The organism is Pseudomonas sp. NPDC089569, assembly GCF_050280625.1.
Taxonomy (GTDB): domain Bacteria; phylum Pseudomonadota; class Gammaproteobacteria; order Pseudomonadales; family Pseudomonadaceae; genus Aquipseudomonas.
The window spans coordinates 64,778-89,116 of sequence record NZ_JBNNVQ010000001.1; the positions used below are offsets into that span (position 1 = coordinate 64,778).

Here is a 24,339-nt window from a genome sequence, read left to right on the forward strand (position 1 = left end):
GAATTTTCCTCAACAAGCCATGAAGCCAAGGCTATATTGTTGAGCACTCAACAGCAATATAAGGTGGTGAAACCCTACGAGAGGAGACGAACAATGCAAACGCGGTTTTTAGGTAATAGCGGCCTTGAAGTGTCCACAATTGGTCTGGGTTGCATGGGCATCAGCCACGGCTATGGCCCGGCGATGGACAACGCAGCAGGCATCCAACTGATCCGTAGCGCATTCGAGCGTGGTGTGACGTTCTTCGATTCCGCCGAAGCGTATGGCCCGTTCACCAACGAGTCACTGCTGGGTGAGGCGTTGGCACCCTTTCGTGATCGGGTTGTGATAGCCACCAAATTCGGTTTCAAGAACGGCGATGTCGCCCAAGGCCTCGACAGCCGTCCAGAGAGTATTCGGGCGATGGCAGAAGCTTCACTCAAGCGCTTGAAGACTGATCGCATCGATCTTCTGTACCAGCATCGCGTCGATCCCGATGTGCCGATCGAGGACGTCGCCGGCACCGTCAAACAGTTGATCAGCGAAGGTAAAGTCAAACACTTCGGCCTGTCCGAAGCCGGCGTGCAATCGATACGTCGTGCCCACGCGGTACAACCCGTCGCCGCGCTGCAAAGCGAGTACTCACTGTGGTGGCGCGAGCCTGAAAACGAAATCCTGCCGGTGCTTGAGGAACTGGGTATCGGCTTCGTACCTTTCAGCCCGTTGGGCAAGGGTTTTCTTACCGGCGCTATCGACGCCGCCACAACATTCGGCTCGGACGACTTCCGCAGCATTGTGCCGCGCTTCAATGAAGAGAACCGCCGCGCCAACGCACAATTGGTCGAGGTGCTCGGTCACATCGCCGATGACCGGAACGCTACCCGTGCCCAGATCGCCATTGCCTGGCTGTTGGCGCGCAAGCCCTGGATCGTGCCGATTCCGGGCACGACCAAACTGCACCGTCTTGAAGAAAACCTCGGCGCGGCGTCCATCGAGCTGACCTCACAAGATCTCGCCGCCATCGAGTCAGCCCTGATGCAGATCCAGATTGTCGGCGACCGCTATCCGGCGCACCTGCAACAACGGGTCGACCGCTGATCCCCTGCGTTACCGGCTGCCGGACGCGGTGGTACGCCCGATGAGGTGCGGGCCCTGGGCGCGTTCCTCATGGGCCCTGAAGGCACCTTCATCACCGGTAGCGATTTCCTGCTGGACGGCGTCACTGCGGCTTATTGGTATGGCGATTTGGCGCCCGAGTGAAGCCCCGTACCTGCGTCCAGAGCTTATTTGCATACGCGCGTCCGTACTACGTTAGTTCAAATCGCTCTAACGCATAATCCTTGCCGGCCAAGGTAAGTTCAAAAGTGGTGGTGCCGAAGGTGCCACGTGTCACTTTTTGCTTCACAAGACGTTTAGCCTGAAGTTGCTTAAGACCGGCTTCAACTTCTGACGTACTGAGTGAGAGCAGTTTGCAGATTGAGTTTAAGTTCGCAACTTTTCTGAAGTTCGCATGATAGGCTAAAACTTCCATTAGTAGCGTTTGGTCATCTGTCAACTGTGGAAACTGTGGATTGTTCTTTTTGTATATTTTTCGCTCTAGCTCGTGTAACTCACCGTAAGTTCCTTCGGTGTTGCGGGTGCAGTAAATCGCAACTGACAGCGCGCTGATTAAAATCGCAATCATCACCAGCAGCGACCAATTGGGCATTGGCGTATCCAGCCAAAGCCAATCCCAAAAACCTGGCAGCCAGCCTGTGGTATCGGCCAACAACGTCAGGTTGAAGCAAGTGTCGAGCAGCTTCATGACAGCCCAGGCGACAAGGAAAACCCCAACCGAGCAGGCCATAACCATGAACGTGAACGGGAAATGCTTCCCTTGTGCGGCCATGCTGCTCGTCTCAAGTGAAGAAACAGGTGTTTTGAGCATAGCAGTGGAAAAGTGACCCAATCATTGAGCAAGGGCGGCACGCTGCCGCCCTTCCCGCCTCGCCTATTCCGGCGGATCGATCTGATCCAGCACGCGGTTGGCTGTGATCTCCGCCAGCATCACGCTGTTGGAAATGCCCAACAACGCATTGCGCGACCCACCGTCCAGGTGATCCACCAACTGATGGACCATCACGTCCACCGAGGCCAGTGTCTCGACCAGATACACCATCAGGCTTTCGGTCGTGGCCTCCGGGTTTACGGAAAACAAGGTGCTGGGGGTATGGGGCGTGGCCTTGATGTCGGCCGTCGAAGGGAAATGAAAATCGAGGGCGCGTTCGGCGGCTTCGTTGAGTTTTTTGGAATCGGGTTCGTAGGGGGATGCGGGGTCAGGCGGGTTGGGTGTGACTTTGAACATATTCAGTTCTCCAGCAATGTGGAGCCATCACCGAATCGCTGCTAAACGAAGGTGGCAGCTGTACGCAGGTTAGCAGACCGGGGAGAACGAAACCGGCGCGCCCGAGGGCGCCCTGCGCACGGCTACCATGAAGTGCAGGCATGAAATGACCTGACTGAAAGGCTGCAAATGCGCTTCCGTTAACCACGGGCTGCTAAACCCGATCACTGACAATCAGTGACACGAATCAAGTTACCGATGGCCCCCAAGGCGCACAAGCCGGCGGATTCTGGCGTACCCGTAGGCAGCGACGCAAGGATTTGTAGCTTTCAGGAAGTGAGCTCGGAGGCGGTTAAACAGCGTCAATGCAGAGATGTTTAAAAGGCAGATCAGGCAGTATTCATTCCCTGACGGATTTCATGCCTGCGGCTTCACTGCAGCTAGACTCATTTAACTGTAACCGGCCCATCCCTTCACGCCGCAATCGATCCACCCCGCCCTCGGGAGATGCAATGAATAAACCGGCTCGCTGGTTGATCTCTCTCATTTGCCTGACGCTTTCGACGATCCTGATCGTCCCCGCCGCACAGGCCTCCCAAACGCAGGAAATCGAAAGCAAAACGCCCGCCGCAAAACCGCCTTTGCGGATCGCCATCGCCGATGTCGCGCCCTTCGTACTGCCACAAACAGCGACTCCCGAGGGCTTCAGTATCGATCTGTGGAATGAACTCGCACGGCGCATGCAGGTTGAATTCTCCTGGATCAAGATACAGGCACGGTCTGATTTGCTGCCGGCCATGGAGCGTGGCGAAGCGGACGCTGCAATCGCCGCGGTTACCATGACGCCCGAAAGGGAAAGGGCCTTGGACTTCTCCTTGCCCTATTTCGACTCCGGCCTGCAGATCATGGTGCGCGCCCAGAACCATGACACCTTCATGGAAGGGTTCTGGGCAGTCCCCTGGCTGGCCATCAGTCAGCTCGTGGGCGTATCGGTGGTCATCGTCCTTGTCCTGGCCAACCTGATCTGGCTGACAGAGCGCAAGCACAATCCCGATTTCCAGAAACCCTATCTGCGTGCCATTGGTGAAGGTTTGTGGGTGACCATGCTGATCATCGCCACCGGCGAGCACGGCGAACGCAACGCCGCCAATCGCTGGAGGCGCATACTCGTGCCCGCGATGTGGTTGATCGGTGTGGTGCTCGTTGCCCAGCTGACAGCGACCGTGACCTCATCACAGACCATCGCGCGCCTGCAGTCGAACATCCGTGGCCCCGATGACCTGCCCGGCAAATCGATCGCAACGGTACCGGGGACGGTCGCCGCGGACTACCTCACGCAACACGGTCTGCCATTCGTCAACGTCTACACCGCCGACGATGGCATCCGGATGCTGACAAAGGGCGAGGTGCAGGCCATCGTTTATGACGCGCCGACCCTTCAGTACTGGTCCGCCAAGCGTGGCAATGGCGCCCTGATCGTCGTCGGGCCGCTGTTCAGGCCGCAAAAATACGGAATCGCCGTGCCCAATGGCAGCCCGCTGCGCAAATCCATCAACGAGGCACTGCTGGCCTTGTACGAGGACGGGACTTACGAGCTGATCTACGCCAAGTGGTTTTCATCCAATAGATAGGGGCTTGAGAAGCCCTTGGCGAAGGTCCGGTAAATCGGCTGGCCTTTGCCTGCGTATCGCCGACCTCCCTCCCCGCGACGCCATTGCTTCAATCTGGATCAGCGGTTGGATAACCCTGGTGTTCACTTATAGCTTCAGGTTCCTCGCGATTTACAAGCTCCTGTATGAGCCTGCTATCGGCCCTACGCGTAATGGTGGCAAGATGACCATTATTGGAGAATCAACGACATCCGCTGTCCGTCGTGAGGCGCAGCCGGATGCCATGCACATACAAAAAATGGGATTTATGGTTTCGATTCAGGTGGATGGTGAGGACAAGACCAGGAAGATTAGCGACTGGTCGATTCACTGGAGCGAGAAGTACCAAGCCATTCAACTGACTTGTCACTACCCCTCCGGGAAAACTTACACGCGCCCACTCAGTGACTGTCGTGTTTCTCCCACCCGCGAGTTGGGGGAGATGTTGCTGACCAAGTCCGGCAGCTCGATCGTCAAGCCCATTGCCAAGGCTACGGTCTACGGCGAGCGATATGCTGTCGTGTACTATCCGAACGCCGACAAGCCCTATGTCTACAAGATTGACGGCATTGGCTTTGCCGAGCCGACGGCAATGAAGGACGAGCCGGTCTTTCGCTATTTCTCAGCTGTAGCGAATGCCCGGCAGGATCGCGCCGAGTCGAAGACCGACCGAGAGATCGCAGCCAATGTCGTGCGCCAACTGGAAAAGCTGCGTCCCCGTGCCGACACCGCCTTGCAGGCCTATTGCACGGGGCGCAACGGCACACTGACGCCGGGCCAAGGGCTGATCTATCCATTCGGACTAAACGAGAGTCAGCTTGCGGCGGTCGAGCAAGCCTTCCGCGCGCAAGTCAGCGTGATCGAGGGCCCACCGGGGACCGGCAAGACCCAGACCATCCTCAACATCCTTGCCAATATCCTGTTGCGCGGACAGACGGTCGCCGTGCTGTCCAACAACAATGCGGCGGTGGAAAACGTCTACGAGAAGCTGGAGAAATGCGGTCTGGACCACCTGATCGCCAAACTCGGCAACCAGGGCAACCGCCAGGACTTCTTCGCTGATCTGCCGCCTTGGCCATCGAGCGAACCCGAGCCCGCGCCGACGCTGGACGAGATTCAAGTCTTGCTGGCCCGCTTGAAGCAGCATTTGCACGGCCACAATCGGGCGGCGCAACTGCAGGTCAAGCTCGATGAGCTGACTATCGAGCGACGCCATCTGCACCAGTGGCAAACCGACAGCGGCATGCAGGCTGCCAACTCGCTGGATAAGTACAGACTGTCGCCGCGCAAGACAGCAGACCTGATGGCCTACCTGGCCCGTCTCGGTGAGCAGCGCATCCGCCTCAAGGATCGCGTCAAGCTGCTGTTCAACTTCAGGATTTTCCGCGCCAAGCCATTCGCTCAGGGCGATGCGCGCTTATCTGTCTTTCGTGCCCTGCAGATGCACTATTACGACAAGGCATTGCAGGACACGGAAGCGGAGCTGCAGGCATGCCGCGAATCGCTGGTACACGGAAACTTCACGGCCTTGCTGGATGAACTGAAAACGGCATCGATGCGTCATCTGAAGCAGCAATTGCAACGCCAGGCTCCACCGTCGCAAAACTTTGATGCCAAGACGTACCGTCAACAGTTCGATGCCTTCCAAAAGCGCTTCCCGATCCTGGGCAGCGGTACGCACTCCATCGTCAATTCGATCGCGCCGGGGGCAATTCTCGACTACGTGATCATCGACGAAGCCTCGCTGCAGGACATCGTGCCAGGCATTCTAGCGCTGGGCTGCGCGAGGAATCTGGTCGTCGTCGGCGACAGCCGCCAATTGGCGCACATTCCCGTGGAACTGGGCCTGCAAGCGCCCGTCCAGGCCTACGATTGCGAGCGCTTTAGCCTGCTCGATTCGTGCATTGGCGTGTTCAAGGAGGCGCTTCCCAGAACCCTGCTCAAAGAGCATTACCGCTGTCACCCCAGGATCATTCAGTTCTGCAACCAGCAGTTCTATAACAACATGCTGGTGCCGATGACCGAGGACAAGGGCGAAGAGCCACTGCGCCTGGTGGTGACCGCCAAGGGCAATCACACCCGTCAGAACGTCAACCTGCGCGAGCTGGAATCTCTACTCAAGCTGCTCGAGAACGAGGGAGAGCCGGTCGGGCTGGACGGCGATGGCCGCGGTTTCATCGCGCCGTTCCGGGCACAGGTCAACCTCTCCGGCACGCACCTGCCACCGGATTTCGTCAGGGACACCGTGCACAAGTTTCAGGGCCGAGAGTGCGACGAGATCGTTTTCTCCACCGTGCTGGACAAAAAACGCTGCAACCAAGAGCGTAAACGCCTGGATTTCGTCGATGACCCACGCATGATCAACGTGGCGGTGTCGCGGGCCAAGCACCGTTTCACCCTGGTGACGGGCGACGACGTGTTCACCAGCAACAACGGCCACATAGCGGCGCTGATGCGCTACGTCGCCTATTACGCGCATGAGGAGCAGATAGTGCGCGCCCCCGTGGTATCGGCCTTCGACTTGCTGTATCAGGAGTTTGATCTTTCTCTGGCACACCTGGACGCTCGCCTGCGACCTGAAGACTCACGCTACAAGTCCGAGCAGATCGTGGCGCAACTGCTGCGCGAGGCGTTGGCCGCTCCGGCGTGCCAGTTATTGATGTTCCACACGCAGATCATGCTGGATCAGATCGCATCGCCAAGTAACCACGATTGGACCGACCACGAGCGGGCCTTCATGGCGCGCGCCAGTTGCGATTTCGTGATCTATTTCAAGGTGGGCAAGATCCCGGTAGGGGTCATCGAGGTCGATGGCGGCTCTCACGACCGGCCCGACCAGATGGCGCGGGACGCTTTAAAGAATGGCGTCTTAGCAAAAAGCGGCATTCCCATTCTGCGCCTGCGCACGGTCGAGAGCCGCAACGTGGAAAGAATCGGCGACTTCATTGCCCAGTGGGCCAGCCCGACGTCCGGTGTATAAGGCGGAGCAGCCCCGTCCGGGTCAGGCCCGCGGTCTCCCACAAGCAAACCCGCGCCCCAACCCGGGCCCCCCGGGCCGAGGCAATCCGCCAAATCAATCGTCAGCGATCACTGCTCCACCAATATCTTGGGATTGGAGTTGCCCCACACGGTATAGAGGTCGGCGAGCAGCGCGCCGTTGATTTCTTCGATCTCGGCCTGGCTGATTTCGCCCTCGCCCTGTTTGCCGAACAGCACGACCTCGTCGCCGGCCTTCACGTCCGGGGCGTCGGTGACGTCCACCATCAGGGTGTTCATCGACACCTTGCCCACCACCGGCACGCGATGGCCGTTGATCAGCACCACGCCCTTGTTGGTGAACACGCGACGATAGCCATCGGAGTAGCCAACCGTGATGTTGGCCAGCTTCGAATCACGGCTCAAGGTATAGGTGCGGTCGTAGCCGACCGTGTTGCCGGCCGGGTAGCTGTTGACGGAGGCAACGTGGGATTTGAACTGCATCACCCGTTGGTATTCGGTGTGCGAAGGCACCGTGTCACCGAACAGGGCGCCGCCGGGGCGCACCATGTCCAGGTGCGATTCGGGCACTTCCAGGGTGGCGAAGGAGTTGGCCGCATGCAGGGTGATGTTCTTGCGGTCCAGTTGTGCCACGTCCATCAGCCAGGCGGCTTGCTCATTGAAGGCTGCCAGGCCCTTGCGGACGTCGTCCTTATCTTCGACGGCGAAGTGGGTCATGATCGCGACCACTTCAAGGTTCGGCAATTTGGTGATGGCGACGGCATCGCTCCTGCCCTGTTCAGTGTGCATCTCCAGGCCATTGCGGCTCATGCCGCTGGAGTTCAGGGCGATGTGCACCTGCAGTTTGCGTCCGTGCTTTGCAGCCAGCTCAGCGGCCTGGCGCGCGAAGTCCAGGTTGCCCACCAGTTCTTCGGCATTGAATTGCAGTGCATCTTCCAGCTCGCTCAGCGAAGCCGTGCGCACCCGCACCAGTTGCCCCTTGAAGCCACTCTGGCGCACCACGCGCATTTCCTCGTTGCTGGCCACCGCAATACAAGGCACCTGCAGCTTGATCATCGAGGGCATGACCAGGCCGATGCCATGCCCATACGCGTCAGCCTTGAGCACCGCACACAGCTTCGATTTGCCGTCGAGGGTCGCCTGCAGGGCCTGGATGTTGTGTTCCAGGGCGGCCTTGTTGATTTCGACCCAGGCATTGCTGTTCTGGATCGTCGAGGCGTTGAGGCCGTTATTCAGGGTCAGCGGCGGTGCGGCCTGTACCTGGCCCTGCAAGAAGACCAGCCCCAGGGACAGGGCGAGAAGCGTGCGAGTAAATGGCATGGGCAAGTTCCTTTTTATTGTTTGAGGCCACACGGGCAACTGGATGACGCCCTCTCTACAGAAATACCTGCAAATTAATTCCATATTGGAATTATTTGTCCATTTTCGTCAAGCGCGTTGCAAAGGCCAGCGCAACCCCCCTCCCCCACCCGATATCGCTTGGGACTCTTCAAAATGATGTCGCTTTGAAGGCACCCCTCGCTAACACCCAACGTAGAAAGGTTCTCACCGCAAAAAAAACCGCCAATCAGCCTTATAAATAGCCAGCTATTGGTTGATAAAAGTCTGAAGTATCGATTTGAAATATCAGATTCTTTCGCCGCTCAGCCTGTGCCTAACATCGGCGCCACAGCGAACCCGCTTCGGTATCGCTCAGCAGAATCAGCGCACGCCGTGCTGTTGCAGCCGGCCCCGGGACTTTTGAGGATCACCGATGAAGCTGGACATCTTTCGCACGCTGTGGGGTTACACCGCCAGCAAGGCCCAGGCACTCGAAGAGTTGCTGCAAGCGGGCTTTGACGGCATGGAAGCACGCCTGCCACTGGACGCCCATCAACGGGCGGAATTCGGCGCCTTTCTGAAGGCCAATCGCGTGGGCTATATCAGCACCGTCTTCACCGCCTATGACGTGCTGCCGGATCAGTCGGCATCGCCCGCCGTGCACCTCGATGACCTGGACCGCAAACTGGCCTGGGCCGCCGAACTCGGCCCGCGTTTCGTCAATGTGCTGGCGGGCAACGACCGCTGGTCCTTGCCGCAACAGGTGGAGTTTTTCGGCCAGGCGCTGGAGCTGGCGCGCAAGCACGGCCAGGTCTGCAGTTTCGAAACTCACCGCGCGCGCTCGCTGTTCAATCCCTGGGTGACCCTGGAGTTGATCCGGCAACTGCCCGACCTGTTGTTCACCAGTGACATCAGCCATTGGATCGTGACCTGCGAGCGTCTGCTCAATGACCCGGCCGATGACCTGAGTGCTTTCATCGAGCGGGTTCACCATGTCCAGGCCCGGGTCGGTTACGACCAGGGTCCGCAGGTTCCGCACCCGGCGGCGCCTGAATATGCCAAGGAGCTGGCCTTCCACCAGCAGCACTGGGAAAGCATCTGGCGCTCGCAGCAAGCCCGCGGTTATCAGGTCACTACCCTGACCCCGGAGTTCGGCGCCGACGGCTACCTGCATCATTTGCCCTTCACCAATGTCCCGGTCGCCGACCTGTGGTCGTTGAACGTGTGGATGGGCCAGACCGAACGCGAACACTTCGAGCGATTCCGCCACTCAAGTCATTCTTAGGGAGCCGATGCGTCATGCCTGACAACAAAAATAACAGCGCAAGCACTGACACACACAAAGCCAACTTCAACAGCATCCCGGTGGTCAATATCGCCGGACTGTTCAGCTTTGAACTGGAACACCGCCTGGCCGTGGCCGAACAATTGGGGCGCGCCGCCAGCGACGTCGGGTTCCTCTACATCACCGATCACGGTATCGACCCGCAACTGATCGCCAATCTGCGCAAGGCGGCCAAGGACTTTTTCGACCAACCCTTCGATACCAAGATGCGGCACTACATCGGCACCTCGCAATCGCACAAAGGCTTTGTGCCCGAAGGCGAAGAGGTCTATTCCAAAGGCAAGCCGGACCACAAGGAAGCCTTCGACGTCGGCTTCGAAGTCCCTGCCGATGACCCGTTGGTGCTGGCCAACACGCCGTTGCTGGGGCCCAACGACTGGCCGCAGCTGGAAGGTTTCAAGGCGTCGGTGCAGGCCTACTATGAAGCGATCTTCGCCTTGGGGCGACGCCTGTTCGGCGGCTTCGCCCTGACCCTGGGCCTGGAAGAAAACTACTTCGACAGCCTGGTCACCCGTCCACCGTCCAAGCTGCGCCTGATCCACTACCCCTACGACGGTGCCGCCCATGACGCACCGGGTCTGGGCGCCCATACTGACTACGAGTGTTTCACCATCCTGCTGGCCGACAAACCGGGCCTTGAGGTGATGAACAATCTTGGCCAATGGATCGATGCACCACCGATTCCCAACGCCTTTGTCGTCAACATCGGTGACATGCTGGAAGTGATGACGGCCGGCGCATTCGTCGCCACCGCGCACCGGGTGCGCAGCGTGAAGGAGGAGCGCTATTCCTTCCCGCTGTTCTATGCCTGCGACTTTCACACCCAGATTAAGCCGTTGCCGGGGTTTGCCCAGGCAAGCAACGATTACGAAGAAATCACGATCGGCGAACACATGTATGGCCAGGCGCTGCAGACCTATCAGTATCTGCGCCAGAGAGTGGCCAACGGGGACGTTCAACTGCCAGGCAAGGCACGCAAGCCCGCCAGTTTCGGACATTTGAAAAATCAGGCGCAACCGTCCTGATTGAAGTTTTCAGCTACACCCTTACCTACGCCGGAGTCAGTAACCAATGAAAAACTATAAAAAAAACCTGTTGAGCCTGGCTGTTTTGGCAGCCGGCATGCTGGGTGCCTCGATGAGCATGGCTGCATCCGACACGTTCAAGGTCGGCATGGAAATCACTTACCCTCCGTTCGAGTCCTATGACAAGGACAAGAACGTGGTCGGCTCCGACCCCGAGCTGTCGGCGGCACTGGCCAAGCACATGAACGCCAAGGTGGAGTTCGTCGACACCAAGTTCCCGAGCCTGATCCTGGGCTTGAACTCCGGCAAATACGACGCGGTCATCTCCGGCATGTACATCACGCCGGATCGCCAGACTCAGGCCCAGACCATCGCCTACGCCAACACCGGCGCCTCGGTCATGGTACCCCAGGGCAGCACGATCAACGCGAAGAAACCTGAAGACCTGTGCGGCCTGAAGCTGGGCCTGGAACAGGGCACCACCTGGGTCAAGGAATTCAGGAAGCTGTCGGATGAATACTGCGTGCCGAACAACAAGGGCGCCATCACCGTCAGCGAATACCCCTCGGCGCCGGAAGTGACCCAGGCGTTGTTGTCCAAGAACATTCAGGCCCAGGTCGAGATCGCCGGCGCCGCCAAAATGATCGCGGAAAAGACCAACGGTCGTGTGGTGATCACCACCGAACACCCGATCTACCAGCAAACCCTGGGCATCTTCGTCAAGAAAGGTAATGACGAAACCTTCCAGGCCGTGCAAAAGGCCTTCGAGGAAACCAAAAAGAGCGGAGAATACGCTGCAATCCTGAAGAAGTATGGTCTGGAAGAACCGACTGCCAACTAACAACGTGTCCTTGTAGTCCGGTTATCCGCCACCCCTGCGCGGGGGTGGCGGATTGAGGTGCCCCATGCAATTCGATTGGTCGTATTTTTTCTCCCTGTTCTCCCTGCCCGACTTCTGGCACGCCTGTGTCACGGTGATCCAGCTCAGCGCCCTGGCCTGGTTCATCGGCATGCTGCTGGGCTTCCTGCTGGCCACGGCCAAGCTGTCCCAATCGCCCTTGCTGCGCATTCCCGCAGCGGTCTATATCTGGTTCTTCCGCAGCATCCCGTTGCTGGTGCTGGTGGTGTTCGTCTACAACCTGCCGCAACTGTTTCCCGGCAGCGGCCCGATTCTGTCCAACCCCTTCTACTCCGGCTTGCTGGCCCTGGTGGTCACCGAGGCGGCGTACATGGCGGAAATCCATCGCGGTGGTCTGATTTCCGTGGCCAAGGGCCAGAGGGAAGCGGGTCGCGCGCTGGGCATCGGCCTGTTCGGCATGCAGCGCCTGATCGTGATCCCCCAGGCTTTCCGTATTTCGCTGCCCACCCTGATCAATGAATACATCACGGTGGTCAAGCTGACGTCACTGGTCTCGGTCATCTCCCTGACCGAAATCCTCACCGTGGGCCAACGCCTCTATGCCACCAACTTTCTGGTCATGGAAACCCTGGGCGCCGTAGCGGTGTACTACGTGCTCATCGTCACCGTGTTCGGCTATTTCCTGCAGCGCCTGGAACGCTACCTGGACCTGAACTTCCGCAAGCCGCACACACTCGATGCCGCCACTATTGCAAAATTCAAGGCCAGTGCCGAAGCCTTGCCCGACACGGCACGCAAAGCGGCTGGCAACAACACGACGCCCATCCTGCAGCTCAAGAACATCCAGAAGAGCTACGGCACCCACAAAGTGCTGCTGGGTATCGACCTGAACGTCGACCAGGGCCAGGTGGTCTCGATCATCGGGCCATCCGGTTCCGGCAAGACGTCGCTGATCCGTACGGTCAACGGCCTGGAAAGCATCGATACCGGCGACATTCTGTTGTTCGGCGAGCCGTTCATCGAGGCCTCGGACAAACCGAACAGCCCGCGCCTGCGCAAGGGCGTGCGGCACATCGGCATGGTGTTCCAGAACTTCAACCTGTTCCCGCACCGCACCATCCTCGACAACGTCACGCTGGCACCGCGCTTCCACGGCCAGCCAGGCGAGCTGAGCGAGCACCGTGCCTATGCGCTGCTGGACAAGGTCGGCCTGCTGGCCCATGCCCACAAGTACCCGCACCAGCTGTCCGGCGGGCAGCAACAGCGCGTGGCCATCGCTCGGGCCCTGGCGATGGAGCCGCAGATCATGCTGTTCGACGAGCCGACCTCGGCGCTGGACCCCGAACTGGTCAACGACGTGCTCAACGTGATCCGCGATCTGGCCAAAGAAGGCATGACCATGCTGATCGTGACCCACGAAATGGACTTTGCCATGTCGATTTCCGATCGGGTGATTTTCATGGAGAACGGCAATGTTCAACTCGATGCCGCGCCTGAAACCATACTTTGCAGTATGGAAGGCGAACGCGTACGACGCTTCATGGGCATCGCCGCCCGCTCGCCGAACCTGTCTGCTACGGTGGACCCTGCATGAACAGGCAATCACTTTCCTTGAGCTTTTTTCTTTCAGGTAAACACCCATGAATCTTGGAATTGCAGGACGCTGGGCGCTGGTGTGTGCCGCCAGCAAAGGACTGGGTAAAGCTTGCGCACAGGCGCTTGTCCAGGAAGGCGTGAACGTGGTGATCACCGCTCGCGGCGAACAGACGCTCAATGAAACGGCCCGACAGCTGCGCGCGATCAATCCCGAAGTGACGGTCATTGCCGTGGCCGGAGACATTTCGACGCCCGAAGGCCGGGCGGCTGCGCTCGGGGCCCACGAGCATTTCGATATCCTGATCAACAACGCCGGCGGCCCTCCTGCGGGGGATTTTCGCCAGTGGAATCGCGACGCCTGGCTCAAGGCCCTGGATGCCAACATGCTGACCCCCATCGAGCTGATCAAGGCCACGGTGGACGGCATGGCGGCTCGTGGATTCGGCCGCATCGTCAACATCACCTCCAGTGCCGTGAAGTCCCCGATCGAAAGCCTGGGCCTGTCCAATGGCGCGCGCAGTGGCCTGACGGGCTTCGTCGCAGGCCTGGCCCGGCAGGACAACATCGCCCAACGCAACGTGACGATCAACAACCTGCAACCGGGCTCCTTCGATACCGACCGACTGCGCGACAACCTGATTGAAGCGGCCCACGAGTCGGGGCTGGACAGCGAGGCATTCCTTGACGAATGCCGCCGCGAAATTCCGGCCAAGCGCTTCGGCACACCCGATGAGTTCGGTGCGCTATGCGCCTTCGTTTGCAGCAGCCATGCGGGTTACCTGACCGGGCAGAACCTGTTGATCGATGGCGGCGCCGTCCGCTCCAGCCAATAAGGGCGGCAGGCACGACAGGGTGGATGGCACGGGTACTTCAGCCATCCGCCCCGTACTTGCCGGCACAGTCCCCTGCACACCTTTCTTACCCTGCAATCTTCCTGCTACTGCACACAGCTATCGACCCGTAGCAGACATCCGGGAAACGTCGCTGCTGCAGGCTCTTCACTGCGCCAATTCGACATCCGGCAGCTTGAAGGTCTTGTTATTCAAGGCCTCGGTCCCCCCATAGAAGCGCATGGCAGGCAACGGCCGTTTTCCCGCTGTGGGAATCCAGTTGTGATCCAACCCGGCAGGCGCCTCAGGGCCAAAGTAAATCGTGACACCGCCGTCAGCATTCTTCTTCATCGAATCCAGATCATACGAAGACAAAGTCGTGCGACCACTGTCGCTGTAGATGAATGCGTTGTTGTCACGGTTATAGACCGTGAATGCCCAGAACTGCTTGACCGGCATCTGCGCAGGCACATCGAGTTTATAGAGCTTGCCGGCTTCCAGTGATTTGCCGTTTTTGTCCGCCATGGCCATCAGGTACTGAGTGGCCGGTGAATCGCTGAGCTGCTTGGGCATGAAGGTGCACCAGAAGTATTCGGCAGCCCGCCCAATGAGATCGATGTTGTCTTCGTATTCGAAGGTGAAGCGCTTGTTTTCATCGGTCATCAACAGCGAAGCGTAGTGACGATCCGGCCAGTAGAGTTTGTCTTTCGGAATATTGTCGAACCAGTGCTGCAAATAAAACCACGCATCGATGGCCGCCTGGCGCATGGCTTTGCGGGTGGTCTCGTCAGGCGCAAAGGGCTTGCCTCGCTCGATGCCCAGTGAGCGCAACATGCCGTACATCACCTTGTCCTGTGGCCGTGGCGGTTCGACGCTCATCACGGCGTGCATATCCACGAAATGCCTTTCGTCGTAGTAAGGCAGGGTCGGATAGACCTCGTTGATCGGGTCGATAAAGCGCTGTTGCGGCGGATTTTTCGCGTCGGCCAGGTAATACATGCGCAGTTTCCTGGCGTACTGGTAGGCATCGTCCGCTGATTTGCCGGGCGCGCGCACGGAGCGGAAGGCCAGTGCGATCCGGTAGTTGGGTGAAGCGACGTGAATATAGCCAGGCGGGACGCTGCCCTTGAAGCCGGGAGGGGTGAACAGCAACTTGCCACCCTTGCCCTTGTCCAGGCCGGATGGGCCGACATCGGCAATGGTGAACTGCCAGGCGTCTACAACCTGGCCATAAACGCTGCCCTGCGCACTCGCCGGTGGCACCTCCAGAACAACCGGCCCCTTGCGCAAATCGGTGAAGGCGGCGATGTAGGGCGTGATGCTGTTGGCGGTAATGGCTTCCAGTTTGGGGGTTGCCGGCGCCGAGTAGGCAATGAAGTCGTTGTCCTTGGCGCCTAGTTGTTCAAATGCCGCGCGCCGGAAACTGTAAATGGCAATCGCCGGCATGTTCCACAGCACCGCTTCGAATGCTCGCTGGTACTTGATCTGGTAGTCGAAGTCCGCGACAGAGCTCTGTGAGCCAGGTGGCGGTTGCCCTCCCTGGGTTTCGGTACCCTCTTTCGCAAGACCTGCCTGAGTATGGGCAAGCACTGTCAGGGCCAGCGCAAGAGCAGTCAGTGTCCGAACTTTGTGCATCATCTCGACTCCCCATAAATCCATGATTGGCCGGCAAACGATGAACACTATAGTCAAACAAGGAATTGCGCCCATGATCGAGGTTAATTATTAAACAAGAATAAATCCGTTGTAACTCCACGCTGTAATGCCTGGCCGATTTATAACTTTTTCCACTGCCAACCAGGCGTTGTATCACCGTCGGTCGACAAAACTTATTACCGGGAAACATGAAAAGTTTGCTGGCCTAGTCTGTTTGAACATTCGGCGGGAGTTCATTCCATGTTGTTGGTTGAAGAACAAAAAACCAGGCGCCGCAAGGAAACCCTGTTGTTCCTGTTTCTGGTCGTCTGCCTGTTTCCCTTACTGTCAGTCGCTATCGTGGGTGGCTACGGATTCATTGTCTGGTTTTTCCAGATGATTTATGGCCCTCCCGGACCACCTCACTGAATGACTTTCCGGTGCCAGTCCAAATCGGAGCCCGCGCATGGACGAAGCCTTGCACATTGCCAGCCTGGTCGTACTTGCCCGACCTGAATTGTTCGGTGCGGTAAAAGCCAACTTGCGTTTACTCGAAGGCCTGGAACTGCATCAGGAAAGTGCCGCCGGAAAACTGGTGGTCGTACTTGAAGCCGTCCATGAAGACCAGATCCTGCAACGTATCCACCAGATCAACAACTTGCCGGGCGTACTCAACGCCGCGCTGATCTATCACGAAATCCTCGATCCCGCAGGAGACAGCCAATGAGCATGTCGCGCCGAGAATTCGTCAAGGCCCAGGCCGCTGCCATTGCCGCCTCCGCAGCAGGCCTGCCGATTATCACCACGGCCAGCAATCTGGTGACGGAAGCGGACCTGGTCACCCTGGACTGGAACAAGGCACCCTGCCGCTTTTGCGGCACCGGCTGCAGCGTGATGGTGGCGACGCGGGACAATCGGGTGGTCGCCACCCATGGCGACATCAAGGCTGAAGTGAATCGCGGGTTGAACTGTGTGAAGGGCTACTTCCTCTCCAAGATCATGTACGGCGTCGACCGCCTGACCCAGCCATTGCTGCGAATGAAAGACGGCCAGTTCGACAAGCAGGGCGAGTTCCAGCCGATCAGTTGGGAAAAAGCCTTCGACATCATGGAGGAGAAATTCAAACAGGCCCTGAAAGCCAAAGGCCCCGAATCCGTGGCGATGTTTGGTTCCGGGCAGTGGACAGTGTGGGAAGGCTACGCCGCCAACAAGTTGATGAAGGCCGGCTTTCGCAGCAACAACATCGACCCCAACGCCCGTCATTGCATGGCCTCGGCGGTGATGGGTTTCATGCGCACCTTCGGCATGGATGAGCCAATGGGTTGCTACGACGACATCGAAGCGACCGACGCCTTCGTACTCTGGGGCTCGAACATGGCCGAGATGCATCCGATCCTGTGGACCCGGGTCACTGACAGACGCCTGAGCCAGCCCCATGTCACAGTCGCGGTGCTGTCGACCTTCGAGCACCGCAGTTTCGAGCTGGCCGACATTCCCATGGTGTTCAAGCCGCAAACCGACCTGCTGATCCTCAACTACATCGCCAACCACATTATCGAAAGCGGCGCGGTCGATAAGAATTTCATCGGCAAACACACGCGCTTCGCCAAGGGCGCCGAAGATATCGGCTACGGCTTGCGCCCGGACGATCCACGGGAGCAGAAGGCGAAAAACGCCGACAAGGCCAACACCTGGACCGACATGTCCTACGAGCAGTTCGCGGCGTTCGTCAAACCCTTCACCCTGGAGCGCACCGCCAAGGAAACGGGTGTCCCGGCCGAGCGCCTCAAGCGCCTGGCCGAGTTGTATGCCGACCCCAAGGTCAAGGTCGTGTCCTTTTGGACCATGGGCTTCAACCAGCACACCCGCGGGGTGTGGGCCAACAACCTGATCTACAACATCCATTTGCTCACCGGCAAGATCAGTGAACCGGGTAACAGCCCCTTCTCCCTGACCGGCCAGCCGTCAGCCTGTGGCACCGCGCGGGAGGTTGGCACCTTCTCCCATCGACTGCCCGCCGACCTGGTGGTGACCAATGCCGAACACCGTGCCCATGCGGAAAAAATCTGGAAACTGCCTGATGGCACCATCCAGGAGAAAGTCGGTTTCCACGCGGTACAACAGAGCCGCATGCTCAAGGACGGCGTAATCAACGTCTACTGGACCCAGGCCAGCAATAACATGCAGGCCGGGCCGAATATCATGCAGGAAGTCTTGCCCGGCTGGCGCAACCCGGAAAACTTCGTGATCGTCTCGGACGTCTACCCCACCGTCTCCGCCCAGGCCGCCGACCTGATCCTGCCCAGTGCCATGTGGGTGGAAAAGGAAGGGGCCTATGGCAACGCCGAACGCCGCACGCAGTTCTGGCATCAGTTGGTGAGCGCACCGGGGGACGCCAAATCGGATTTGTGGCAGTTGATGGAGTTTTCCAAGCGCTTCACCGTGGATGAAGTCTGGCCCGCCGAGTTGCTGGCCAAGGCTCCCCAATACAAAGGCAAGACCCTGTTCGAGCTGTTGTACCGGAACGGGCAGGTCGACCAGTTTCCCGTCGAGCAAATCGAGGCCGGCTTCAAAAACGACGAAGCCCATGCCTTTGGTTTCTATCCGCAAAAAGGCCTGTTCGAAGAGTACGCCCAGTTCGGGCGCGGCCACGGCCATGACCTGGCCCCCTTCGACCTCTACCACCATGAACGCGGCCTGCGCTGGCCGGTGGTCGATGGCAAGGAAACCCGCTGGCGTTACCGCGAGGGGCTGGACCCCTACGTGGAGGCCGGCAGCGACGTACAGTTTTACGGCTACCCGGACAAGAAGGCGATCATCTTCGCCCTGCCCTACGAACCGCCGGCCGAAGCGCCGGATGCCGATTATCCGTTCTGGTTAAGCACCGGCCGCGTCCTCGAGCACTGGCATACGGGCACCATGACCCAACGGGTGGAGGAGTTGTACAAGGCGGTGCCGGACGCGCTGGTGTACATGCATCCCGAGGATGCCAAGGCCATGAATGCCCGGCGCGGCAGTGAAGTGAAGCTGATCAGCCGACGCGGTGAAATCCGCGCACGCATTGAAACCCGCGGGCGCAACAAACCGCCCCGGGGCCTGGTGTTCGTGCCGTTTTTCGATGCCAACAAGCTGATCAACAAGGTCACGCTCGATGCCACCGACCCGATCTCCAAACAGACCGACTACAAGAAATGTGCGATCCGCATCGAGTTGATCAGCGCGGCTTGAGGAGAATCGTCATGCCTTTTCGAACACTGCCATTGCTGTTGCTCGCGGTGCTGATGGGTGGCGTGATTGCCGCCGAGGTCAACTACCCGCTGGATGCACCCGCCCCTGACGGGCGCCGGCCTGGCGGTACGATCACCCAGAGCCTGCCCGCGCCACCGATTGCCAACGATGAAAACAAGGACATCAAGCGCGAGCGCAATTACCCCGACCAGCCACCGACCATTCCCCACAGCATTCGCGGTTATCAGATCGACAAGAACGGCAACAAGTGCCTGTCCTGCCATAGCCGGGCCAACAGCGCGCGCAGCCAGGCGACGGCCATCAGCATCACGCATTACATGGATCGCGATGGCCAGCCGTTGGCGGCCGTTTCACCGCGTCGCTATTTCTGCAACCAGTGCCACGTCGCGCAAAAAGACGTGCAGCCGCTGGTGGGCAACAGCTTCGAGACCATCGACAAAATTCTGCAAGACGACGCCAAGGCCGCGCAGAAACCTTGAGGAGGCGCCATGAAAGCACTGTTCGCGCTGCTCAAGGATTACTGGGGCATCCTGCGTCGACCGAGCGTGTATTACAGCCTCGGGTTTCTGACGCTGGGCGGTTTTATCGCCGGGATTATTTTCTGGGGTGGTTTCAATACCGCGCTGGAGCTGACCAACACCGAGAAGTTCTGCACCTCCTGCCATGAAATGCGCGACAACGTGTTCGTCGAACTCAAGGACACCATTCACTACACCAACCGGTCCGGCGTGCGCGCCAGTTGCCCGGACTGCCACGTGCCCCATGAATGGACCCACAAGATCGCCCGCAAGATGCAGGCGTCCAAAGAAGTCTGGGGCAAGGTGTTCGGCACCATCGACACCCGCGACAAATTTCTCGACATGCGCCGCGAACTGGCGGAACACGAATGGGCCAGGCTCAAAGCCAACGATTCACGCGAATGCCGCAACTGCCACAACTTCGAATTCATGGACTTCACCCGTCAGAGCAAGCGCGCGGCGGCCATGCATTCCACGTCGCTGGCCAAGGGCGAGGCCACCTGCATCGATTGCCACAAGGGCATCGCGCATAAATTGCCTGACATGAGTGGCGTGCCTGGCTGGTAAGTTCGTCATTGCGTGAGGACGCTATTGCCCAATGGGGAGGATCTTTATAATCGCCCCCTTTGCATACCCCTATCGTTCGCCAGGACAAGGACAATCCTATGGCCACCGCTCATGTTTTCATTGCCATCAGCCTGGATGGCTTCATCGCCCGCCCCGATGGCGACATCGACTGGCTTTTGCAGCGCGACGATCCGTCCGAGGATCATGGTTATCCGGCCTTCATTGCCGACAAGGATGTGATCGTGATGGGGCGAGGAACCTACGAGAAAGTGTCGACGTTCGACACCTGGTTCTACGACCGCCCTGTCGTGGTGCTGTCGCAACAACTGGCCGACTCGCCGGTGCCCGAGGCGCTTGAGGGCAAGCTGCGTTTTTCCAGGCTCGCACCTGCAGCGCTGATGGAGGAACTGGCAAGGCAAGGCGTACATCGGGTCTATGTCGATGGCGGGCAGTTGGTGCAATCGTTCCTGCGCGAGGGTCTGGTCGCCGACATGGTGATTACCACGGTACCCGTGCTGATCGGCTCGGGAAGGCCCTTGTTCGGAACGCTTGAGCAGGACATTGATTGGAAACTCGAATCCAGCCGCAGCTTTGCTTCGGGCCTGGTTCAATCCACCTATCGACTGGCTGAACCCTCGCCCCTCAATACCCCCGCACAAGCCGATACCTGAAGAAACTGACAGGGCCTGTGACGTACGTTTCAAGTTTGAAGGTCGCAAACGCCAGGCCTGGTGAGCTTCCCACCCGCCACATTCCGGCCGGGAATTTCTTCAGCGTTTGCGACAGTCAAAGACTTGCTTGAGCAACGTGTGAAAAAAATCTCCATGAATTCTCATGACAGGTGGCGTGCTGCACACCTGGGAAAACAGCCGGCTGATCTGCCCAAGGACGTTTTTTTATGCCGAACAGCCTGCTTTTTCATTTGTTCGTCCAACACTGAAAAAAGCGGCTATCGTTGAAAGTGACCGGTCCAGTCTGGACCCGTAGCGTACCGATGGAGTTCTTATGAAAAGGACCAATCTTGCCGCTGTCGTCACGACCCTCCTCGCTGGAACCGTACCCACTGTTTCCAGCGCCGCACCTCCTACCGATCCGGTCTTTGCAGTTGGCTTGCTGGGAAGCTACAGCGTCCTCGAATTCACAGGACGCAAAGGCACGAGCACTGAACACATGCCCGAAGGCGGATTTTTTCTCACCTACGGCAATAAGATGACAGCGCGTGAAGGCCTTGTTTTTCATACAGAATTCAGTGGGCAGTACTCTGAAAAACAGAACCAGAAAGTCAAGGATGGCCAAGCTGATCTGGACCTTGGCTGGAGAGTTGCCCTGGATGAGCGCAACTTTATAGACGTGATGTTGGGCGGCGGCTACAAATGGAATCGATTTGAACCGGACTCAAAAAAGTACGACATCGATCTCACTAACCGCACCCCGTTTGCCAAAGTTTCCGCTGGCTACAACCATCAATTCAGCTCGGCGACCCTGCGTTTTGAAGCGGGAATTCGAAAGACAATGAACGGTGATTCGCGGCTGAAAATCCATGGAATCGACAGCGAAGATGTGGATTTGAAAGACAGCACCAACCCGTTTGCCGAACTGACCCTGCTCTTCAATCAGCAAGGATCGCTTCCGCTGACAGCATCGCTGTACTACAACCACTTCAAATATGACCTGGACGGTCAGTTTGCGTTGACCGACTTCGACAAACAAACCAGGGATGAGTATGGCGTCAAATTCGGCGTTGTCTTTTAACGCGAAGAACAATCCTCGGCGATCAGGAAAAATAGAAGCCGTGCACGTACTTCTGACAGACCTGTTGGGGTCAAGTACGTCTGCGTTGCCATGACTATCGGCAAAAGGCGTTGAGCACGGCCGCTCAATACCCTGGAAACTCGTCCCGATAGCACACCGGCGAGCTGGAGCCTTGATACCGATCGAGCTCATCCTCCAGCCATTGCGCGAGTACGACCGCGTGGTTTTGCAGCGGGTCGGGCGCGCTGAACACCAATGTCAGCCTCTGCATTTGTCCATACTGCAGCAACCCCCACCAATGCTCCGGCCTTGCACTCAGCTCCTCGCGATAGGCCGTGGTGAACCGGGCAAAATCCAGCGCTCCGCTATCGAACGCTTCCAGCAGCTCGGATGAAGGCGCGACGTCGGGTAGCCAGTCGTCCAATTGCGCTTGAGTCAGGTCGTGCGGGCACTGGCGGTCCACAAGGATGCGCCGTCCGTCTTCGGGCGTAGGCGGGTCGCTGACAGGTTTGCACTGGATCATGGCTCACCCCTCCACTCTCGCGGGCTGAGCCCGGTTTTGCGGCGAAATGCCCGGGCCAGCGCCGAAGGGCTTTCATAACCCACTTCTTCGGCGATCAGGGCGATGGGCCTGCCTTCGCGCAGGCGCTTTTGTGCCAGGCTGATGCGCCAGCTCACCAGATAATCCACCGGCGCCTGGCCGACCACGCGCTTGAAGTGCTCGGCGAAACTGGCCCGCGACATGTTGGCCAGCGCCGACAGCTCGGCCACACTCCAGGCCTTGCCCGGTGCTTCATGCATCAGGCTCAGGGGCTTGGCCAGGCGCGGGTCCGCCAGGCCGGCCATCATGCCCGGTTGCTGATTGCGAGTGCTCAGGATGTGCCGCAGCAGCAGGATGACCAGCAGTTCGAACAACCGGTCCATCACCGCTTCGCGGCCACAGGCACCCTCGAATGCCTCATCGAACAGCCATTGCAGGGTACTGGCCAGGGTCGGGATTTCGTCGAGCTTGAGTACCAGATACTCCGGCAACGCCGCCGCCAGGGCATTGCCTGCACCGCCATCGAAGTTCAGCGAGGCGCACACCAATTGGGTGCCGAATTCTTGCGAGGCGAACAAACGATGGCGATAGGGCCGGGGAAAGAAAATCAGCGTCGGCTCGCACAGGTGCAGTTCGCGTTCGTCGGCGAGCTTCAGGTTGACCTCGCCGGCTTGCAGCAAATGCAGATGGCCGTACGCCTGGCTGCCGTCGTAGGCGGAAGTGCCGCAGAAGGTGCCGCTGTGAAAGGTGCCGGCGTTGACGCCGAAATGGGTGAGCAAGGTGGATAAACGATCCATAGGGAAACTCCCCGAGGCAGTTTTGGACGATCTGTCGCATATCGTCGACGATTTGCACCCAATTAACCAGCCCTCATCACTAGTATGAGCTCCATACCCGACGCCTGACGCGCCGGGATCCCTGGAGAATCACCATGACCCGCATTGTCCCTGTAGCCCTGGAAAACGCCACCGAAGCCGCCCGCCCATTGCTCGAAGGTGTACAGAAGCAGATCGGCTTCCTGCCTAACGTGTTCCGTGTGCTGGCCCACGCCCCCGCCGTACTTGGCGCCTACCTGCAGAACGCCGGAGCGCTGAGCAAGACATCCCTGAGTGCCAAGGAGAAGGAAGCGATCTACCTTGCCACTTCCCAGGTCAACGGATGCGACTATTGCCTCACCGCGCACACACTGTTCGCCGGCAAGGCCGGGCTCTCGAAGCAAGAGATTCTCAGCGCCCGTGAAGGCCGTCTCGACGCCTTTGCCCTGCTCGCCCGACAAGTCACCGAGACCCGTGGAAACCTGGACAGTGAACAGATTGCCGCGGCCCGCGCGGCAGGGATCAATGACGCGAAGATCATCGAAGTGATCGCCCACGTGGCCTCGATAACACTGACCAACTACCTGAACAACGTCGCCCTGACCGATATCGACTTCCCGGCCATCGACGCCTGATCAACCCTGTTGAAGAGGATCGACCCCATGACCACCGTGACCCTGTACACCACTGAAACCTGCCCGTACTGCCGCAGCGCCAAGGCACTGCTGGCCGGCAAAGGCATCGCGATGCAGGAAATCAACATCCAGCGCGAAGTGGGCAAGCTTGAGGAAATGCTCGAACGCAGCGGCCGCCGCACCGTGCCGCAGATTTTCATCGGCGACACGCACATCGGCGGCTTCGATGACCTGGCCAAGCTGGATCGCCAGGGTGGCTTGATGTCGATGCTGGCCTGAACCAAAAACCTGTAGGAGCGAGCATGCTCGCGATGGTCACCAGGACAACGCATGCATCCAGACTGCACGCGTTATCGTTGACGACCATCGCGAGCTTGCTCGCTCCTACAGGTTTTGTACCCACCGCAGTACTCGTGAACACCCTGTCCTTGTGGGAGCGAGCACGCTCGCGATGGACGCCAGGGCAACGCATGCATCCAGACCGCACGCGTTATCGTTGACGACCATCGCGAGCTTGCTCGCTCCTACAGGATTTATGTCGATCACAAATCCTGCAATCCATACAAAAACCTGTGGGAGCGTGGCTTGCCCGCGATGGACGCCAGGGCAACGCATGCATCCAGACCGCACGCGTTATCGTTGACGACCATCGCGAGCGTGCTCGCTCCTACAGGGTTTATGTCGATCACAAATCCTGCAATCCA

Annotated in this window: 23 protein-coding genes and 1 pseudogene; 18 read left to right on the plus strand and 6 right to left on the minus strand. The window is 58.8% G+C overall.

The window, feature by feature from the left end:
- Positions 1–93: 93 nt before the first annotated feature.
- Positions 94–1,077 carry an aldo/keto reductase gene (locus ACQKP2_RS00315; RefSeq protein WP_427573406.1) on the plus strand — a complete coding sequence of 328 codons (984 nt, stop codon included), beginning with the start codon at positions 94–96 and terminating at the stop codon, positions 1,075–1,077.
- A gap of 15 nt (positions 1,078–1,092) precedes the next feature.
- Positions 1,093–1,239: pseudogene (locus ACQKP2_RS00320) on the plus strand (SDR family oxidoreductase); the annotation flags it as partial.
- A 46-nt stretch (positions 1,240–1,285) separates the two neighbouring features.
- Here ACQKP2_RS00320 and ACQKP2_RS00325 read toward each other — a convergent pair.
- Together ACQKP2_RS00325 and ACQKP2_RS00330 are read right to left on the minus strand one after the other, a co-directional pair.
- Positions 1,286–1,867: a hypothetical protein gene (locus ACQKP2_RS00325; RefSeq protein ID WP_427573408.1), complete on the minus strand. Its 582-nt coding sequence runs from the start codon at positions 1,865–1,867 to the stop codon at positions 1,286–1,288.
- Positions 1,868–1,969: 102 nt separating this feature from the next.
- Positions 1,970–2,323 carry a DUF6124 family protein gene (locus tag ACQKP2_RS00330; protein ID WP_427573411.1) on the minus strand — a complete coding sequence of 118 codons (354 nt, stop codon included), beginning with the start codon at positions 2,321–2,323 and terminating at the stop codon, positions 1,970–1,972.
- Between the two features lie 398 nt (positions 2,324–2,721).
- Here ACQKP2_RS00330 and ACQKP2_RS00335 point away from each other — a divergent pair, with 398 nt between their 5' ends.
- Both ACQKP2_RS00335 and ACQKP2_RS00340 read left to right on the plus strand, forming a co-directional pair.
- The gene (locus ACQKP2_RS00335; protein WP_427573414.1) at positions 2,722–3,933 is read left to right on the plus strand and encodes a transporter substrate-binding domain-containing protein; all 1,212 of its coding nucleotides are present in this window, start codon (positions 2,722–2,724) and stop codon (positions 3,931–3,933) included.
- A gap of 286 nt (positions 3,934–4,219) precedes the next feature.
- Positions 4,220–6,931: an AAA domain-containing protein gene (locus tag ACQKP2_RS00340; protein ID WP_427573416.1), complete on the plus strand. Its 2,712-nt coding sequence runs from the start codon at positions 4,220–4,222 to the stop codon at positions 6,929–6,931.
- A 107-nt stretch (positions 6,932–7,038) separates the two neighbouring features.
- On the opposite strand, the gene alr is transcribed toward ACQKP2_RS00340, so the two are convergent.
- Positions 7,039–8,268, minus strand: a complete 1,230-nt coding sequence (alr, locus tag ACQKP2_RS00345; protein WP_427573419.1) for an alanine racemase — start codon at positions 8,266–8,268, stop codon at positions 7,039–7,041.
- A gap of 433 nt (positions 8,269–8,701) precedes the next feature.
- On the opposite strand from alr, the gene ACQKP2_RS00350 reads away from it, so the two are divergent.
- The 5 genes from ACQKP2_RS00350 (at position 8,702) to ACQKP2_RS00370 (ending at position 13,926) form a co-directional block, all read left to right on the plus strand.
- On the plus strand, positions 8,702–9,553 hold the full coding sequence (locus ACQKP2_RS00350) for a sugar phosphate isomerase/epimerase family protein (RefSeq protein ID WP_427573421.1): 852 nt from the start codon (positions 8,702–8,704) through the stop codon (positions 9,551–9,553).
- A gap of 14 nt (positions 9,554–9,567) precedes the next feature.
- Complete coding sequence (locus tag ACQKP2_RS00355; RefSeq protein WP_427573424.1) at positions 9,568–10,638, plus strand: isopenicillin N synthase family dioxygenase; 1,071 nt, start codon at positions 9,568–9,570, stop codon at positions 10,636–10,638.
- 46 nt (positions 10,639–10,684) lie between these two features.
- Positions 10,685–11,479 carry an ABC transporter substrate-binding protein gene (locus ACQKP2_RS00360; RefSeq protein ID WP_427573426.1) on the plus strand — a complete coding sequence of 265 codons (795 nt, stop codon included), beginning with the start codon at positions 10,685–10,687 and terminating at the stop codon, positions 11,477–11,479.
- A 64-nt stretch (positions 11,480–11,543) separates the two neighbouring features.
- Positions 11,544–13,091 (plus strand): amino acid ABC transporter permease/ATP-binding protein, encoded by a 1,548-nt coding sequence (locus tag ACQKP2_RS00365; protein ID WP_427573428.1) that lies wholly within the window; start codon positions 11,544–11,546, stop codon positions 13,089–13,091.
- Between the two features lie 46 nt (positions 13,092–13,137).
- Positions 13,138–13,926 (plus strand): SDR family oxidoreductase, encoded by a 789-nt coding sequence (locus tag ACQKP2_RS00370; protein WP_427573430.1) that lies wholly within the window; start codon positions 13,138–13,140, stop codon positions 13,924–13,926.
- 165 nt (positions 13,927–14,091) lie between these two features.
- Here the strand turns inward: ACQKP2_RS00370 and ACQKP2_RS00375 are convergent, their stop codons facing one another.
- Positions 14,092–15,561 carry a DUF1254 domain-containing protein gene (locus ACQKP2_RS00375; protein ID WP_427573433.1) on the minus strand — a complete coding sequence of 490 codons (1,470 nt, stop codon included), beginning with the start codon at positions 15,559–15,561 and terminating at the stop codon, positions 14,092–14,094.
- Positions 15,562–15,819: 258 nt separating this feature from the next.
- Between ACQKP2_RS00375 and napE the strand changes: the two genes are divergently transcribed.
- The 7 genes from napE to ACQKP2_RS00410 all read left to right on the plus strand — a co-directional run bounded on the left by napE (position 15,820) and on the right by ACQKP2_RS00410 (position 21,644).
- Positions 15,820–15,987, plus strand: coding sequence for a periplasmic nitrate reductase, NapE protein (gene napE, locus ACQKP2_RS00380; protein ID WP_427573436.1), 168 nt, complete (start codon positions 15,820–15,822; stop codon positions 15,985–15,987).
- 37 nt (positions 15,988–16,024) lie between these two features.
- The gene (locus tag ACQKP2_RS00385) at positions 16,025–16,285 is read left to right on the plus strand and encodes a chaperone NapD (RefSeq protein ID WP_427573439.1); all 261 of its coding nucleotides are present in this window, start codon (positions 16,025–16,027) and stop codon (positions 16,283–16,285) included.
- Entirely contained in the window at positions 16,282–18,786 is a 2,505-nt protein-coding gene (gene napA / locus ACQKP2_RS00390; RefSeq protein WP_427573441.1) for a nitrate reductase catalytic subunit NapA, read from the plus strand. Before ACQKP2_RS00385 ends, napA begins: the two co-directional genes overlap by 4 nt.
- A gap of 11 nt (positions 18,787–18,797) precedes the next feature.
- Positions 18,798–19,286 carry a nitrate reductase cytochrome c-type subunit gene (locus ACQKP2_RS00395; RefSeq protein ID WP_427573443.1) on the plus strand — a complete coding sequence of 163 codons (489 nt, stop codon included), beginning with the start codon at positions 18,798–18,800 and terminating at the stop codon, positions 19,284–19,286.
- Positions 19,287–19,295: 9 nt separating this feature from the next.
- Positions 19,296–19,892 carry a cytochrome c3 family protein gene (locus tag ACQKP2_RS00400; protein ID WP_427573446.1) on the plus strand — a complete coding sequence of 199 codons (597 nt, stop codon included), beginning with the start codon at positions 19,296–19,298 and terminating at the stop codon, positions 19,890–19,892.
- Between the two features lie 98 nt (positions 19,893–19,990).
- A complete protein-coding gene (locus ACQKP2_RS00405) occupies positions 19,991–20,563 on the plus strand; it encodes a dihydrofolate reductase family protein (RefSeq protein ID WP_427573449.1) in 573 nt (190 codons plus the stop codon).
- Between the two features lie 334 nt (positions 20,564–20,897).
- Complete coding sequence (locus ACQKP2_RS00410) at positions 20,898–21,644, plus strand: hypothetical protein (RefSeq protein ID WP_427573451.1); 747 nt, start codon at positions 20,898–20,900, stop codon at positions 21,642–21,644.
- Between the two features lie 124 nt (positions 21,645–21,768).
- Here the strand turns inward: ACQKP2_RS00410 and ACQKP2_RS00415 are convergent, their stop codons facing one another.
- Both ACQKP2_RS00415 and ACQKP2_RS00420 read right to left on the minus strand, forming a co-directional pair.
- Positions 21,769–22,167: a DUF488 domain-containing protein gene (locus tag ACQKP2_RS00415; protein WP_427573453.1), complete on the minus strand. Its 399-nt coding sequence runs from the start codon at positions 22,165–22,167 to the stop codon at positions 21,769–21,771.
- Positions 22,164–22,982: a cupin domain-containing protein gene (locus tag ACQKP2_RS00420; RefSeq protein ID WP_427573456.1), complete on the minus strand. Its 819-nt coding sequence runs from the start codon at positions 22,980–22,982 to the stop codon at positions 22,164–22,166. The genes ACQKP2_RS00415 and ACQKP2_RS00420 overlap by 4 nt, the downstream gene beginning before the upstream one ends.
- A 134-nt stretch (positions 22,983–23,116) precedes the next feature.
- Here ACQKP2_RS00420 and ACQKP2_RS00425 point away from each other — a divergent pair, with 134 nt between their 5' ends.
- Positions 23,117–23,635 (plus strand): carboxymuconolactone decarboxylase family protein, encoded by a 519-nt coding sequence (locus tag ACQKP2_RS00425; RefSeq protein ID WP_427573459.1) that lies wholly within the window; start codon positions 23,117–23,119, stop codon positions 23,633–23,635.
- A 27-nt stretch (positions 23,636–23,662) separates the two neighbouring features.
- Entirely contained in the window at positions 23,663–23,914 is a 252-nt protein-coding gene (grxC, locus tag ACQKP2_RS00430; protein WP_427573462.1) for a glutaredoxin 3, read from the plus strand.
- The last annotated feature ends 425 nt before the right edge of the window (positions 23,915–24,339 follow it).

What these genes read in the sequence shown, in the direction of transcription:
- ACQKP2_RS00415 (WP_427573453.1), bottom strand. Translation starts at nt 22,167, where the DNA reads ATGATCCAGTGCAAACCTGTCAGCGACCCGCCTACGCCCGAAGACGGA.
- ACQKP2_RS00375 (WP_427573433.1), bottom strand. Translation starts at nt 15,561, where the DNA reads ATGATGCACAAAGTTCGGACACTGACTGCTCTTGCGCTGGCCCTGACA.
- ACQKP2_RS00425 (WP_427573459.1), top strand. Translation starts at nt 23,117, where the DNA reads ATGACCCGCATTGTCCCTGTAGCCCTGGAAAACGCCACCGAAGCCGCC.
- ACQKP2_RS00325 (WP_427573408.1), bottom strand. Translation starts at nt 1,867, where the DNA reads ATGGCCGCACAAGGGAAGCATTTCCCGTTCACGTTCATGGTTATGGCC.
- ACQKP2_RS00395 (WP_427573443.1), top strand. Translation starts at nt 18,798, where the DNA reads ATGCCTTTTCGAACACTGCCATTGCTGTTGCTCGCGGTGCTGATGGGT.
- ACQKP2_RS00335 (WP_427573414.1), top strand. Translation starts at nt 2,722, where the DNA reads ATGCCTGCGGCTTCACTGCAGCTAGACTCATTTAACTGTAACCGGCCC.
- napA (WP_427573441.1), top strand. Translation starts at nt 16,282, where the DNA reads ATGAGCATGTCGCGCCGAGAATTCGTCAAGGCCCAGGCCGCTGCCATT.
- alr (WP_427573419.1), bottom strand. Translation starts at nt 8,268, where the DNA reads ATGCCATTTACTCGCACGCTTCTCGCCCTGTCCCTGGGGCTGGTCTTC.
- napE (WP_427573436.1), top strand. Translation starts at nt 15,820, where the DNA reads ATGTTGTTGGTTGAAGAACAAAAAACCAGGCGCCGCAAGGAAACCCTG.
- ACQKP2_RS00410 (WP_427573451.1), top strand. Translation starts at nt 20,898, where the DNA reads ATGAAAAGGACCAATCTTGCCGCTGTCGTCACGACCCTCCTCGCTGGA.
- ACQKP2_RS00340 (WP_427573416.1), top strand. Translation starts at nt 4,220, where the DNA reads ATGGTTTCGATTCAGGTGGATGGTGAGGACAAGACCAGGAAGATTAGC.
- ACQKP2_RS00350 (WP_427573421.1), top strand. Translation starts at nt 8,702, where the DNA reads ATGAAGCTGGACATCTTTCGCACGCTGTGGGGTTACACCGCCAGCAAG.
- ACQKP2_RS00370 (WP_427573430.1), top strand. Translation starts at nt 13,138, where the DNA reads ATGAATCTTGGAATTGCAGGACGCTGGGCGCTGGTGTGTGCCGCCAGC.
- ACQKP2_RS00360 (WP_427573426.1), top strand. Translation starts at nt 10,685, where the DNA reads ATGAAAAACTATAAAAAAAACCTGTTGAGCCTGGCTGTTTTGGCAGCC.
- ACQKP2_RS00365 (WP_427573428.1), top strand. Translation starts at nt 11,544, where the DNA reads ATGCAATTCGATTGGTCGTATTTTTTCTCCCTGTTCTCCCTGCCCGAC.
- ACQKP2_RS00315 (WP_427573406.1), top strand. Translation starts at nt 94, where the DNA reads ATGCAAACGCGGTTTTTAGGTAATAGCGGCCTTGAAGTGTCCACAATT.
- ACQKP2_RS00420 (WP_427573456.1), bottom strand. Translation starts at nt 22,982, where the DNA reads ATGGATCGTTTATCCACCTTGCTCACCCATTTCGGCGTCAACGCCGGC.
- grxC (WP_427573462.1), top strand. Translation starts at nt 23,663, where the DNA reads ATGACCACCGTGACCCTGTACACCACTGAAACCTGCCCGTACTGCCGC.
- ACQKP2_RS00330 (WP_427573411.1), bottom strand. Translation starts at nt 2,323, where the DNA reads ATGTTCAAAGTCACACCCAACCCGCCTGACCCCGCATCCCCCTACGAA.
- ACQKP2_RS00385 (WP_427573439.1), top strand. Translation starts at nt 16,025, where the DNA reads ATGGACGAAGCCTTGCACATTGCCAGCCTGGTCGTACTTGCCCGACCT.
- ACQKP2_RS00400 (WP_427573446.1), top strand. Translation starts at nt 19,296, where the DNA reads ATGAAAGCACTGTTCGCGCTGCTCAAGGATTACTGGGGCATCCTGCGT.
- ACQKP2_RS00405 (WP_427573449.1), top strand. Translation starts at nt 19,991, where the DNA reads ATGGCCACCGCTCATGTTTTCATTGCCATCAGCCTGGATGGCTTCATC.
- ACQKP2_RS00355 (WP_427573424.1), top strand. Translation starts at nt 9,568, where the DNA reads ATGCCTGACAACAAAAATAACAGCGCAAGCACTGACACACACAAAGCC.